The following is a 13,206-nucleotide window of genomic DNA, read 5'->3' on the forward strand; positions in this document are numbered from 1 at the left end:
CCAGCAGCGGCAGCGGTTCACTGCTGGTGACCAGCTCCCGCAGCGGATGCCGCGCCAGCACCTCGTCCACCTCCGGCGTCAACGCCGCCGCCAGCCGCGACGACGCCGGGCGGTTCTCGTCCCGCAGGGCTTCGACGGCGGCCAGGATCACGTCCCGCGGGCCTCCCTCGGGCGCACCGGCGGCCGCCCGCTCGTACAGGCGTGCACCCTCCTCCAGGACGAGGTCGGTGTCCAGGCCCGCCGGGATCTTGATCTCTGCGTGGTGACGCCAGGTGGCCACCGGATCGCCCCACGCTTCCACGGTGAACGTCCACGGACCGGGCTCCCCGGCGGTGACCTCGGCGCCCCACCGGTCCGTCCCCGGGGCCAGTTCGCGCATCGGCGTCCACGGTCCGGGGCGGCCCTCGGGATCCTTCAGGACGACGTTGGCGGCGACCGAGTCGTGCCCCTCCCGGAACACCGTCGCCGAGATCTCGAAGGTCTCGCCGGTCACGGCCTTGGCCGGTCGGCGTCCGTGCTGGACGACCGGGCGGACGTCGAGGACGGGTATGCGCCCGACGGCGGTCGCGTCGCCCGCGGGGGGTGGTGGCGAGCCCGGTGGCCCGGCGTCGGCGGGGCGCACGGGGCGTGTGTCTCCGCCGGGCGCGCGTGCCCCGGTGCGGCGGGTCGAGGGTGGTGACGAATGGTGCTTGGCGGGCATGACCGCTCCTGTCCGCGTCAACGTCGGTAGGCGGATGTCTGTGGGGAGGTGGGTCCTGCGTGGTGCTCCTGAGAGGGGTACCCGGAGGAGCCTTCCCACCCTATTCGGGTGGGCAATCCGGCACTTTGTTAACTACTCGCGCGTATGTCGACACACAAGACCGGCCTCGTCCGCGAGGGACGAGGCCGGCCCCTTGGCATGTCTGTTCCTTCGCCTACCCCCGCGGCACCCGCAGTAACTTGTCCGGCGAACCGATGCCCCGGCGCAGGACCTTCCCGGTCGCCGCTCCCGCGGCCAGGGCCCTCCCGACCTGGGCGGGAGTCGCCTTCGGATGATCGGCGAGGTGGAGCGCGGCCGCGCCCGCGGCGTGCGGGGAGGCCATCGAGGTGCCCGAGAACGTGGCCCGCGCGGTGTCGCTCGCGGCGGACGCGGAGGTGATGCCCACGCCCGGGGCGAACAGATCGAGGGCCGGACCGTGGTTGGAGAAGGCCGGTTTTGCATCCCTCCGGTCGGTCGCGCCGACCGTGATCGCCTCCTTGACGCTCCCCGGGGAGTACAGGCCGGCCGGCCTGCCGCCGTTGCCCGCGGCGACCGTGTAAGTGACTCCGGAGGCGATGGAGGCGCGGACGGCGGCGTCCAGCCGGTCGTTGCGCGGGCCGCCCAGGCTGAGGTTGGCGACCGCTGGCTTCTTCGCGTGCCGGGTCACCCACTCGATCCCGGCGATCACCCGGGCCGTGGTGCCCCCACCCGCGGCGTCGAGGACGCGCACCGAGACGATCCGGGCCTTCTTGGCGACGCCGTGGGCCGTCCCGGCGACCGTGCCGGCCACGTGTGTGCCGTGTCCGTTGGCGTCCGAGGCGATCTTGTCGTTCCCGACGAAGTCCCAGCCATGACCGGCCCGTCCGCCGAAATCCCGGTGGGTGGTGCGGACGCCGGTGTCGATCACGTACACCGTCACGCCGTCGCCCGCCGATCCGGGCGAGGTGTAGCCGAGATCCAGCGGCAGGGCGCGCTGGTCGACGCGGTCCAGCCCCCAGGACGGGGGGTTGCGCTGGGTGCGGTCCAGGCGCACGCGGGTGTCCTGGACGACGGAGGCGACCCGCGGGTCGGCAGCCAGCCGCGCGGCCCGTCTCTCGTCCGCCCGGACCGCGTAGCCGTTCAGGACCGTGTCGTAGGTGTGGCTGATCTCCACCCCGTACCGCTCGGCGAGGCTCTTCCCGGCCGCCGACGGTGCCCGGGTGCCCTCCTCCAGTGTCACCAGATAACTTCCGTGCACGGAGCCGGGTCCTCCGGCGCCGAGTATCCGCCCCTCCGGTACGGCGTGCGCGGGCAGGGTGATGGCTGAAAACGCGGCGGCGCAGATCGCCGCGGCCAGGCCCCCCGTCCAGCGCAGACGCCCCTTGCGCGTCCGTGCCATGGTCCGAGTTCCCCTCCTCGACTCGGCGTACGGCCGCCGCGCGGCTCCGCGTGGGGCCGCGCGGGCCGGTACGCCACTGCGCAGCCTCTCGTGACGGGTGAAGCACCACAAGGACGCCTATGGGGGCGGAATCGGCCATATCCGGGGGCAGGACGGTTCCGGCCGATCGGGGGTGGCGGTGGCGGAGCCTCAGCGGCGGCGGCGCCGGCGCCGGTACTGTCGTAGGAGACGTCGATGAAGCCCTGTGTCAAAGCCCTGCGTCAACCAGCGAACGCGCCGAGGTGGAACCCGTGAAGGCGATCCGTCGATTCACCGTCCGACCCGTGCTCCCCGACCCTCTCCGGCCGATCGGTGATCTGGCCCGCAATCTGCGCTGGTCGTGGCATGCGGAGACCCGTGACCTGTTCCAGTCCGTCGACCCCGAGCGGTGGGCCGCCTCGGGCGGCGACCCGATCCGGCTGCTGGGCAGCGTGCCGCCGGCGCGGCTCGCGGACCTGGCCGGAGACCGCCGCTTCCTGCGCCGCCTCGCCGAGGCCGCGGGCGACCTGAACGACTACATGACCGGCGACCGCTGGTATCAGACCCAGCCCGACCAACTGCCCGCCGCCATCGCCTACTTCTCACCCGAGTTCGGTATCACGGCGGCCCTGCCGCAGTACTCCGGTGGCCTCGGCATCCTGGCCGGCGACCACCTGAAGGCCGCCAGTGACCTCGGCGTCCCGCTGATCGGCGTCGGCCTGCTCTACCGGCACGGCTACTTCCGCCAGACCCTCTCCCGCGACGGCTGGCAGCAGGAGCACTACCCCGTCCTCGACCCTCACGAGCTGCCCCTGGTGCTCCTCGAGGAGCCCGACGGCACGCCCGCCCAGGTCGCCCTCGCCCTGCCCGGCGGCAAGCAGCTGCGCGCCCGGATCTGGCAGGCGCAGGTCGGCCGGGTCCCGCTGCTGATGCTGGACTCGGACGTCGAGGAGAACGACCTCGGCGAGCGCGGCGTGACCGACCGGCTCTACGGCGGCGGCAGCGAGCACCGGCTGCTCCAGGAGATGCTGCTCGGCATAGGAGGGGTCAGGGCGGTGCGCACCTACTGCCGGCTGACCGGGCACCCCGAGCCGGAGGTGTTCCACACCAACGAGGGACACGCCGGGTTCCTCGGCCTGGAGCGGATCGCCGAACTGTGCGCCGACGGCCTCGACTTCGACTCGGCCCTGGAGGCGGTCCGGGCCGGGACCGTCTTCACCACCCACACGCCCGTCCCGGCCGGCATCGACCGCTTCGACCGCGAACTGGTCGCCCGGCACTTCGGCCCCGACGCCGAACTGCCGCGCATCGACGTCGAACGCGTCCTCCGGCTCGGCATGGAGACCTACCCCGGCGGGGAGCCCAACCTGTTCAACATGGCCGTGATGGGCCTGCGCCTCGCCCAGCGCGCCAACGGCGTGTCCCTGCTGCACGGCAACGTCAGCCGCGAGATGTTCTCCGGGCTGTGGCCGGGCTTCGACGCCGACGAGGTGCCGATCACCTCCGTGACGAACGGCGTGCACGCGCCCACCTGGGTCGCCCCGGAGGTGTTCCGGCTCGGCGCCCGGCAGATCGGCGTCCAGCGTGCCGAGGACGCGCTGACCGTCGGCGGCTCGGACCGCTGGGACGCCGTGGCCGACATCCCCGACCGGGAGATCTGGGAACTGCGACGGGACCTGCGCGAGCAGCTCGTGACGGAGGTGCGGGAGCGGCTGAGGGCCTCCTGGCGGCAGCGCGGGGCCGCCACGGCCGAGCTGGGCTGGATCGACGGGGTGCTCGATCCGGACGTCCTCACCATCGGCTTCGCCCGGCGCGTCCCGTCGTACAAGCGCCTGACGCTGATGCTGCGCGACCGCGACCGGCTGATGGATCTGCTGCTGCACCCCGAGCGGCCGGTCCAGATCGTCGTGGCGGGCAAGGCGCACCCGGCCGACGACGGCGGAAAACGGCTGGTGCAGGAGCTGGTGCGGTTCTCGGACGATCCGCGCGTGCGGCACCGGATCGTGTTCCTGCCCGACTACGGCATGGCGATGGCGCAGAAGCTGTACCCGGGCTGCGACATCTGGCTGAACAATCCGCTCAGGCCGCTGGAGGCCTGCGGCACGTCCGGGATGAAGGCCGCGCTCAACGGTGGTCTGAATCTGTCCGTCCTGGACGGGTGGTGGGACGAGTGGTTCCAGCCCGACTTCGGTTGGTCGATCCCGACGGCCGACGGGGTCGGGACCGACCCGGACCACCGCGACGACATAGAGGCCGCGGCGTTGTACGACCTGCTGGAGCAGCGGGTGACGCCCAGCTTCTACGAGCGCGGCCGGAGCGGGCTGCCCGACCGCTGGATCGAGATGGTCCGCCAGACGCTGAGCCTGCTCGGGCCGAAGGTGCTGGCCGGGCGGATGGTCCGCGAGTACGTCGAGCGGCTCTACACGCCGGCCGCGCTCGCCCACCGGTCCATGGATCCGGACGCGGCGCGGGATCTCGCGGAGTGGAAGGGCCGGGTGCGGGCGGCGTGGCCGGGGGTCACGGTCGACCATGTGGAGACGTCGGCGTCCGAGGCGCTGGCGGAGCTGGGGACGACGCTGGGGCTCCGCGTGCGGGTCGGTCTCGGTGATCTCGGGCCGGACGATGTCGATGTGCAGGTGGTGTCCGGGCGGGTGGACGAGGAGGACCGGATCGGTGACGCGACGGTTGTTCCTCTGAAGCCGGTGGGGTCTCCCGACCAGGACGGGCGATGGGTTTACGAAGGGCCCTTGTCACTGGATCGCACCGGGCCTTTCGGATACACGGTGCGGATTCTGCCGGCTCACCGGTTGCTGGCGTCCAGTGCGGAGCTGGGCTTGATGGCCGGGCCTTCTGAGGAACTGGTGGAGGCTGCGGGGTTGTTGATGCGTTGACCTTGGCTGCGCGCGGGGGCTGGTCGCGCTCACGCGGCGGAGCCGCACATCGATACAGCCCCGCGCCCCTCAGGCATCCGCACCACCCTGCGCTGCCAGGTTCCGTAGGACGCTGCCGCACCGTCGCGCATAGGCATGCTGGATTCCCCGGGTCGCCGGGCCGCCGGCCCTCGCGTACCACTTGGCGGCGCGGCTGAAGGCGTTCACCGTCAGCCAGACCGTGCCGTCGCCCGTGCGGTCGACGACGAAGGACTCCTCGCCGCACTCGGGGTGGCCGGGCAGCGTTCCGTAGGCCCAGCCGGCGCGGCGGGGTTCCTCGATCGTCCAGATCACCCGGCAGGGGGCCTTGATCATGCCGGCCAGCGTGACGGTGACGTCGACGCCGGGGGCGGCCCGGTCCGCGCTCGTGTCGACGCCGACGCCCACCGCCCGGTGCATCTCCCAGGTGAGGACCGCTTCCGAGGCCCGGCGGAAGAGCTCCTCGCCCTCGCCGAGGCGGGTGCGTACGTTCATGGGGCGGAAGCCGGGAGGGCAGAACCCCTCGTCGCGGGTGGCGCCGACATCGGCGTAGGTGAAGTCCTCCGAAGACATGGTCCCCAAGAGTAGGGCGGTACCCGGAGCGGCCGTCGCTCCGGGTACCGCCCGTCACTCCTGCTCGGTCAGCCGACGTTGACGGCCGACCAGGCGGCCGCGACCGCCTTGTACTCGGTGCTGGTCGCGCCGTAGAGGTCCTTGGCGGCGTTCAGGGTCGCCGTGCGGGCCTGCGCGTACTTGGTCGTCGACGTCATGTACGTCGTCAGCGCCTTGTACCAGATCTGCAGCGCCTTGGTGCGGCCGATGCCGGTGACCGTGGAGCCGTTGGACGTGGGCGAGTTGTAGGTCACGCCGTTGATGGTCTTGGTGCCGCTGCCCTCGGACAGCAGGTAGAAGAAGTGGTTGGCCGGGCCGGAGGAGTAGTGGACGTCCAGGCCGCCGAGGCTGGAGGACCAGGCGTCGGCCGAGTCGCCGTCCTTGCTGGGCTTGTCCATGTAGCGCAGCGGGGAGCCGTCGCCGTTGATGTCGATCTCCTCGCCGATGAGGTAGTCACCGACGTCCGAGGCGTTGTCGGCGAAGAACTCCGCGCCCGCGCCGAGGATGTCGGAGGTGGCCTCGTTCAGACCGCCGGACTCGCCGCTGTAGACCAGGCCCGCCGTGTTGGACGTCAGGCCGTGGCTCATCTCGTGGGCTGCCACGTCGAGCGAGGTCAGCGGGTTGGCGTTGCCGGAGCCGTCGCCGTAGGTCATGCAGAAGCAGCTGTCCGACCAGAACGCGTTGACGTAGTTGTTGCCGTAGTGGACCGGAGCCGGAGAACAGGGTGCCGGTGCCGGAGGTGCGGCGGTTGAGGTTGTACGTCTTGTGGCTGCCGCGGGTGCCGTCGGTGAGGGTGTACGACGAGCCCGACTTGGTGGTGCCGAGGCTGACCTGTCCGCTGTACGTCGTGTGGCCGGTGCCGGTTTCGATGCCCTGGTACTCGTAGAGCTTCTCGCCGGTCGCGGCATCGGTGATGACGTGCAGTTCGTTCGGGGTGCCGTCCTCCTGGAGGCCGCCGACGACCGTCTCGTAGGCGAGGGTGGGCTTGCCGTCGGCCGCCCAGATCACCTTGCGGGGCGCGGAGTTCGCCTCGGTCTTCTCCGAGCCGGCCGCCTTCGCGAGGGTCACGGCCTGCTTCTCTGCCTTGGCCACGGTGACCGTCGGCTTGAGCGAGGCCACCTTGAGGGCGGCCTTCGTGGCTCTGGTGACGCTCTTGGTCTCGCCGGACTTCGACTCGTGCACGACGAGGTCGCCGCCGAGGACCGGCAGACCCGCGTAGGTCCGCTCGTAGCGGGTGTGGACGGAGCCGTCGGCGTCCTTCACGACGTCCTTGACGACCAGTTTCTCCTGGGCGCCGAGGCCTATCTCGTCGGCGGTCCCGGCGGCGTCCGCCTGCTGCTCCTTGATGAGGGCGGTGCGGGCGGGGGCGGAGAGCAGGACGGGTGCTGCGGCGAGGGCCGGCTTGCCGGAGGCGGAGTCGGCGGCGGCGCTGCTGCCGGAGGTCAGACCGGTGGTGAGCAGGGCGCCGGCCGCGACGGCGGTGGCGATGGCCAGCGTGGTGCGCTTGTGACGCGCGTAGAGAGGGGAGGTCACACAAGCTCCTAGGTGTGGGGGAACTGCCGTGGTGCTGTGGTGCTGTGCGCGGGTGGGGGAAGAGTGGCACCTCGGACGCGTACATGTCAGGAGCGTGTGTGATGTTGGCCGGAAATCGACGGCGGGTGCATGTCGCGGAGACATGAGGCGGGCGCCGTCCCGGGGGAGTCGAACCCGCCGGGACGGCGCCCTGACCCGGGAGCCGCGAAGCGATGCGCCGCGGCCTACGGGAAGGTCAGCTTCCAGCTGTTGATGTAGCCGGTGTCGCGAGCCGCGTTGTCCTGGACCCGCAGCTGCCAGACGCCGTTGGCGACCTCGGAGGACGCGTTCACCGTGTACGTGGTGGCGAGGTCGTCCGCGCTGCCGCCGGTGCCGTAGCCCTTGAGCGTGTACGCCGTGCCGTCCGGGGCGACCAGCTGCACCTGGAGGTCACCGATGTAGGTGTGGACGATGTCCACGGCCACCTGGAGGTCGGACGGAGCGTTGCCCGTCCGCCCGGAGACGGTGACCGGCGACGTGACCGCCGCGCCCAGGTCCGGAATCGCCACGTCGGCGGTGCTCTCGAAGGACGTGCCGCCCCCGCCGCCACCGCCGGAGCGGGTTCCGACGTTGACGCCCGCCCACGCGTCCTGGACCGCCTTGTACTCGGCGCTGTCCGTGCCGTAGAGCTCACCGGTCGCCGCGAGGGTGCCGGTGCGGGCCCCCGCGTAGTTGGTCGTCGAGGTGAACTTCGTGGTCAGCGCGCGGAACCAGATCTTCTCCGCCTTGTCCCTTCCGATGCCGGCGACCGGGAGGCCGTCGGAGGTGGCCGAGTTGTAGGTGACACCGTTGATGGTCTTGGTGCCGCTGCCCTCGCTCAGCAGGTAGAAGAAGTGGTTCGCGGGGCCCGACGAGTAGTGCACGTCGATCGAGCCGAGGCCCGAGTACCAGCTGTCCTTGGACTTGCCGTCCTTGCTGGGCTTGTCCATGTAGCGCAGCGGGGAGCCGTCGCCGTTGATGTCGATCTCCTCGCCGATGAGGTAGTCACCGACGTCCGAGGTGTTCTTCGCGTAGAACTCGACGGTCGCGCCGAAGATGTCGGAGGTGGCCTCGTTCAGACCGCCCGACTCGCCGCTGTAATTGAGGCCCGCGGTGTTGGAGGTGAGCCCGTGGGTCATCTCGTGGGCGGCCACGTCGATCGAGGTCAGCGGGTTGGCGTTGCCGGAGCCGTCGCCGTAGGTCATGCAGAAGCAGCTGTCCGACCAGAACGCGTTGACGTAGTTGTTGCCGTAGTGGACGGATACCCGAACGCCCGTGCACGTTGTTGTAGTAGTCCCAGGTCAGCGCGGCCCCGTAGTGGGCGTCGGCGCCCGCGGACTCCAGGTTGGACGGGCTGCCGTTGCCCCAGATGTCGTCGGGGCCGGAGAAGAGGGTGCCGGTACCGGAGGTGCCGCGGTTGAGGTTGTACGTCTTGTGGTTGCCGCGGGCGCCGTCGGTGAGGTTGTACGTCGACCCGGACTGGGTGGTGGTGAGGTCGACCGTGCCGGAGTAGACCGTGTTGCCGGTGCCGGTCTCGATGGCCTCCCACCCGTACAGCTTCTCGCCGGTGGTGGCGTCGGTGACGACGTGCAGTTCCTGCGGGGTGCCGTCGTGCTGGAAGCCGCCGACGACCGTCTCGTACGCCACGACCGGCTTGCCGTTCGCGGCCCAGATCACCTTGCGGGGCTCCCGGTTGATGTCGGGGCTCTTGGCCTCGTCGGCCTTGCCCGCGGTCAGTGCTTGCCGGCGGGCCTTCGCGGCGGGCACCGCTGCCTTCGTCGTGGCCGGCTCGATCGCGGCGCGGGTGGCCTTCACGACCGACGCGGTGGCGTCCGCCTTCGTGCTCTCGACGACCAGGTCGCCGCCGAGCACGGGCAGGCCGTCGTAGGTGCGCTCGTAGCGCGTGTGCACCGTCCCGTCGCGGTCCTTGAGGACATCGCGGACGACCAGCTTCTCCTTGGCGCCGAGGCCCAGGTCACGGGCGGTCCGCGCCTTCCCGGCGTCGGCTTCCCGGATCAGCGCGGCCCGCTGGGCGGGGGTGAGCCTGACCGACTCCGAGCCGGGGTTCGCCTTGCTCGCGGCCGACGGTGCCTTCTCCGGGGCGGCGGTGGCCGTGCCGCTCTGCACGGCGGCGGCGATCAGCGCGGCGACGCCGGCGAGGGCCACGGCCGCGGTGCGGCGGGGGGTGTGGGGAGTGCGTCTGTGGGAGGTGCCTCTTCGCGAGGAACTGCTTCTCAACACTGACTCCTTCTGCGGGGCCGGGGGTCGCCCGGCCTGGGGAGGTGGAGGTGTTGCCGTGGGGTTGCCGTGGAGCAGTCGTGGGAAGCGTGGCAGGGGACCGCGCTTACTGTCAGGAGCGCGTCAAAAGTATGGCCGGAAACGGTTCGTTGACCGGAAGTTCATGTTCGCTATACGGACGCTTCTCCGGCACCGGGCAGGTCACCGTGCCACGAGTGCCACAGCGCCGCGTACGCCCCGCCGGCCGCCACCAGCTCGTCGTGCGTGCCGAGTTCGGTGAGCTGCCCGTCCTCCATCACGGCCACCCGGTCGGCGTCGTGCGCGGTGTGCAGCCGGTGCGCCACGGCGATGACGGTGCGCCCCTCGAGGACGGCGGCCAGGGCGCGTTCGGTGTGCCGGGCGGTCGTCGGGTCGAGCAGAGCGGTCGCCTCGTCGAGGATCAGGGTGTGCGGATCCGCCAGCACCACACGGGCCAGGGCGAGCTGCTGGGCCTGCGAGCCGTCGGTACGGTGACCGCCCTGGCCCAGCGGGGTATTCAGGCCCTCCGGCAGCTCCCGCACCCAGGCGTCGGCGCCGACCGCGGCCAGTGCCCTCCACAACTCCCCGTCCGTGGCGGCCGGTTCGGCGATGCGCAGATTGTCGCGGACCGTGCCCAGGAACACGTGGTGCTCCTGGGTGACCAGGACGACCTGACGGCGCAGCCGCTCCGGCCCGAGCCCGACGACCGGCACACCACCGACCGTCACCGAGCCGGCGGTCGGCGCGTCGACGCCCGCCATCAGCCGGCTCAGCGTGGTCTTGCCGGCACCGGACGGCCCCACCACCGCCAGCCGTTCCCCGGGCGTCACCGTCAGGTCGACACCGCGCAGCACCTCGGCGCCCCCGTCGTAGGAGTAGCGCACGCCGGTGACGTCGATGCGGTCGCCGTCCGGGTCGGGACCGTCACCCTCCCCGGCCGCCCGCGGGGCCCGGGCCAGCCCCTCCACCCGGGCGAACGAGGCGCCTCCGGCCTGCAGTTGCTCGATCCGGACCAGGACCTCGTCCAACGGCGCGCTCAGCTGCGTCAGATACAGGGCCGCCGCCACCACCGCTCCGAGGCTCATCGAGCCGGACGAGTGCAGTGCCCCGCCGATCACCAGCACCCCGGCCACCGGGAGGACGTACGACGCCTCCATGACCGGGAAGAACACCGAGCGCAGGAAGAGCGTGTAGAAACGGGTGCGGCGGGAGGCCTCCAGGGCGTCCCGGCTCGCGGCCGTTCGCCGCTCCCGCAGCCCGAACGCCTCCACCGTGCGCGCCCCGGCCGCCGTCGAGGCCACGATCTCCGCCACGTCCGACGTGGCGGCCCCCTCGGCGAGATACCCGTCCCGGGCCCGGCGCAGGTACCAGCGCAACGCGATCCAGATGGGAGTCAGCGCCAGCACCGCGAGGGCGCCGAGCAGCGGGTTCACCAGGAACACCGCGGCGACCAGGAACACCGCCTGAACCAGGTTGACCAGCAGGATCGGACCCGCGTCCCGCAGGGTGTTGCCGACGGTCGTCACGTCCGCCGTTCCGCGTGCCGTCAGGTCACCGGTGCCGGCCCGCTCCACCACCGAAGCGGGCAGCGTCAGCGCCCGGTCCACGAACCGTTCCCGCACCCGGGCCAGGGTCCGCTCCCCGAAGCGGTGCCCCACGTAGCGGGCCCAGCGTGCCAGCAGCACCTGCGCCAGCGCGCACAGCAGCAGGAGCAGCGCCAGCCGGTCCACGGCGGCCACCCCTTGCCCGGCCCGCACGTCGTCGATCATGCGGCCCAGCAGCCACGGGCCGGCCAGTGCGGCCACGGCCGCCAGCGCGTTCAGACCCAGGACGACTCCGAAGGCACGGGCATCGGCCCGTACCAGCCCGATCAGGGCGCGTCGTACGTCGGCCCGTTCGGCGACCGGCAGGTGTCCGCGGCTCATCGCGGGACCTCTTCCGTGTCCCTCGCCACGAGGGCCCGGTAGCCGGGGACGGTGTCGAGCAGTTCGTGGTGGGTGCCGGAGGCTTCGACCTTGCCGTCCTTGAGGTAGTGGACGGTGTCCGTGCGGTCCAGGACGAGGGGAGAGGTGGTGGTCACGACGGTGGTGCGGCCTTCCCTGGCCGCCCTCAGGCGGGCGGCGACCTTGGCTTCCGTGTGGGCGTCCAGGGCCGACGTGGGCTCGACGGCGAGGAGGATCTCGGGGTCGGCCAGGAGGGCTCTTGCCAGGCGGATGCGCTGGCGCTGGCCGCCGGAGAGGTTGCGGGCCTGGGCGTCCATGGGGGTGTCCAGGCCTTGGGGGAGGGCCTGGACGATGTCTTCGGCCGCGGCCGCGTGGAGCGCGGTTCGGGTTGCCAGTTGTGCGTCGTGGGCGGATGCGGGCCGTTCGTGGCCTGTCGCGCCCCGCGGCGGAGCCGCATCTCGACGCTGCCCCGCGCCCCCAGCGGGTCCGATCATGCCCTGCAGGGTGTCTGCGAACAGGTCCGCCTCATGGTCGGCCACCAGGATGCGCCGGCGAAGCTGATCCAGCGCGATCTCGTCCAGGCGTGTGTCACCCCACGTCACGTTCGACGGGAGGTAGCGGCCCAGACGGTCCACCACCGTCGTGGCGTCCCCGGGGTGTTCCGCCACCAACGCCGTCAGGCGGCCCGGCAGGACACGGACGCCGGAATCCGGGTCGTGCAGGGCCGACGGCTCGGACGGGGCGTCCCGGGTCCCCGTGTCGGTCATCGGCTCCAGGCGCAGGAACCGTACGACGCGCCGTGCGGACACCAGGCCGCGGCTGATCTGGTACCCGCACTCGACCAGGAAGGCCACCGGCCACACCAGCACCGCGACATAGCCGTAGACGGACACCAGCTGGCCCACGGTGATGTCGCCGTGCGCGGCGAGGCGGGCCGCGAGCCAGGTCACCACCGCGAGGAACAGGGTCGGCAGCCCGAGACCCAGCGCCTGCACCCAGCTGGTCACCGCCCCCACCCGGTACCCCTGCTCACGCAGCCGCCGCGAGTCCTCCCGGAAGGCGTCCGCCACGAGCTGCTTGCCGCCCAGGCCGGCGAGGACCCGCAGTCCGCCCGCGAGGTCGCCGATCCGCGCGGTCAGCACGCCCTGCCGCTCGCGGTACTCCGCCTCCGACCCCTGCAGCCGGCCGAGCAGTGGCCCGACCAGCAGGGCGATCACCGGCAGGCCGAGCAGGACGACCAGGGCGACCGTCCCCGAGACCGACACCAGGAGCACGGCGATGACCAGATAACCCAGGACCGCTCCGACGCCGGGCCCGACGACCGTCAGCGACTGGCTGACCGTCTGCACGTCGCCCACGCCGATCGTGACGACCTCCCCGGCGCCCGCCTGCCTCCGCAGGGAGGCACCCAGCCGCACCGACTGTCCGACGACCACCTTCACCGTCCGGAAGTTGGCGTCCATCCGGACCCGGGTCATCGTGCGGTGCCGCATGATGCTCAGCCAGGCGTTGAACGCCCCCACCGCGAACAGCGCCCCGCTCCAGCCGGCCAGGGCACCCATGTCGCCGGGTTCGAGGCCGTCGTCGATCGCCCGGGACATCAGATACGGAGTCGCCGCCAGCAGCACCATCCAGACGCTGCCGAACACCGCCCCGGCGGCGCACCGCCCGGGCTGCCTGGTGACCAGCCACCACAGGTAGCGGGCACCACCACGCCGGTCGGGTGTTCCCGGGTCCTCGTACGCGTCGATCATCCCCCCGCCCTCCGCCCCCGCCCTCCGCCCCCGCCCTACGCCAGAC

At 72.0% G+C, this 13,206-nt stretch carries 7 protein-coding genes and 2 pseudogenes; 1 reads left to right on the forward strand and 8 read right to left on the reverse strand.

The genetic code is table 11. The features are described from left to right. Positions 1-700, reverse strand: a 700-nt coding sequence (locus IE97_RS39015; RefSeq protein WP_158708394.1) for a maltotransferase domain-containing protein, incomplete at its 3' end; no start/stop codon positions are given. 214 nt (positions 701-914) lie between these two features. Further along, positions 915-2,117: a S8 family peptidase gene (locus IE97_RS0137650; RefSeq protein ID WP_030252041.1), complete on the reverse strand. Its 1,203-nt coding sequence runs from the start codon at positions 2,115-2,117 to the stop codon at positions 915-917. 290 nt (positions 2,118-2,407) lie between these two features. Between IE97_RS0137650 and IE97_RS0137655 the strand changes: the two genes are divergently transcribed. Continuing rightward, entirely contained in the window at positions 2,408-5,026 is a 2,619-nt protein-coding gene (locus IE97_RS0137655) for a glycosyltransferase family 1 protein (protein ID WP_030252046.1), read from the forward strand. A gap of 69 nt (positions 5,027-5,095) precedes the next feature. Here the strand turns inward: IE97_RS0137655 and IE97_RS0137660 are convergent, their stop codons facing one another. The 6 genes and pseudogenes from IE97_RS0137660 to IE97_RS0137680 all read right to left on the reverse strand — a co-directional run bounded on the left by IE97_RS0137660 (position 5,096) and on the right by IE97_RS0137680 (position 13,160). After that, positions 5,096-5,617, reverse strand: a complete 522-nt coding sequence (locus IE97_RS0137660; RefSeq protein ID WP_030252050.1) for a DUF1990 domain-containing protein — start codon at positions 5,615-5,617, stop codon at positions 5,096-5,098. 68 nt (positions 5,618-5,685) lie between these two features. Next, positions 5,686-7,189: pseudogene (locus IE97_RS39020) on the reverse strand (M4 family metallopeptidase). 224 nt (positions 7,190-7,413) lie between these two features. Beyond that, positions 7,414-8,346, reverse strand: coding sequence for a M4 family metallopeptidase (locus IE97_RS43900; RefSeq protein ID WP_420706172.1), 933 nt, complete (start codon positions 8,344-8,346; stop codon positions 7,414-7,416). Positions 8,347-8,385: 39 nt separating this feature from the next. After that, positions 8,386-9,448 (reverse strand): annotated as a pseudogene (locus tag IE97_RS43905) (M4 family metallopeptidase); the annotation flags it as partial. 167 nt (positions 9,449-9,615) lie between these two features. Continuing rightward, complete coding sequence (locus tag IE97_RS0137675) at positions 9,616-11,388, reverse strand: ABC transporter ATP-binding protein (protein WP_030252053.1); 1,773 nt, start codon at positions 11,386-11,388, stop codon at positions 9,616-9,618. Further along, positions 11,385-13,160 (reverse strand): ABC transporter ATP-binding protein, encoded by a 1,776-nt coding sequence (locus IE97_RS0137680; protein WP_030252057.1) that lies wholly within the window; start codon positions 13,158-13,160, stop codon positions 11,385-11,387. The genes IE97_RS0137675 and IE97_RS0137680 overlap by 4 nt, the downstream gene beginning before the upstream one ends. Positions 13,161-13,206: the final 46 nt, after the last annotated feature.

Source organism: Streptomyces sp. NRRL S-455, from assembly GCF_000717875.1.
Taxonomy (GTDB): Bacteria; Actinomycetota; Actinomycetes; order Streptomycetales; family Streptomycetaceae; genus Streptomyces.

Bases quoted from the DNA above. Each gene is read 5' to 3' on its own strand.
- IE97_RS0137650 (WP_030252041.1), bottom strand. From the start codon at position 2,117: ATGGCACGGACGCGCAAGGGGCGTCTGCGCTGGACGGGGGGCCTGGCC.
- IE97_RS0137660 (WP_030252050.1), bottom strand. From the start codon at position 5,617: ATGTCTTCGGAGGACTTCACCTACGCCGATGTCGGCGCCACCCGCGAC.
- IE97_RS0137675 (WP_030252053.1), bottom strand. From the start codon at position 11,388: ATGAGCCGCGGACACCTGCCGGTCGCCGAACGGGCCGACGTACGACGC.
- IE97_RS0137680 (WP_030252057.1), bottom strand. From the start codon at position 13,160: ATGATCGACGCGTACGAGGACCCGGGAACACCCGACCGGCGTGGTGGT.
- IE97_RS43900 (WP_420706172.1), bottom strand. From the start codon at position 8,346: ATGACCCACGGGCTCACCTCCAACACCGCGGGCCTCAATTACAGCGGC.